Raw genomic sequence first — 311 nt, 5'->3', positions numbered from 1 at the left:
TCTATTCTGTATCCCCGAATCTTCACCTGGAAATCTTTTCTGCCTAAATACTCCAACTCTCCATTGCTCAGAAGCCTTACTTCATCGCCTGAACGGTATAAACGATCACCGGATTTAAATGGATTGGGAATAAAACGTGCTGATGTTAATTCATCTCTGTTTAAATATCCTCTGGATACTCCATCACCGCCTACATACAGTTCCCCAGAAACACCAACGGGTAATAATTGCTGGTTATCATCAAGTACATAACACCTTAAGGTCGGAATTGCTGTTCCAATATTGCTGATATTAGAAACGATATCACTTGC

At 40.2% G+C, this 311-nt stretch carries 1 protein-coding gene; it reads right to left on the bottom strand.

Annotated features, from left to right (window positions below; translation table 11 throughout):
- On the bottom strand, positions 1-311 hold a 311-nt coding region (locus SB679_RS23590), incomplete at both ends, for an AMP-binding protein (RefSeq protein WP_410704698.1).

Source organism: Chryseobacterium sp. SIMBA_029 (assembly GCF_046535275.1).
In the GTDB taxonomy this organism is placed as follows: Bacteria; Bacteroidota; Bacteroidia; order Flavobacteriales; family Weeksellaceae; genus Chryseobacterium.
This window is presented reverse-complemented; position numbering and strand designations above follow the sequence as displayed.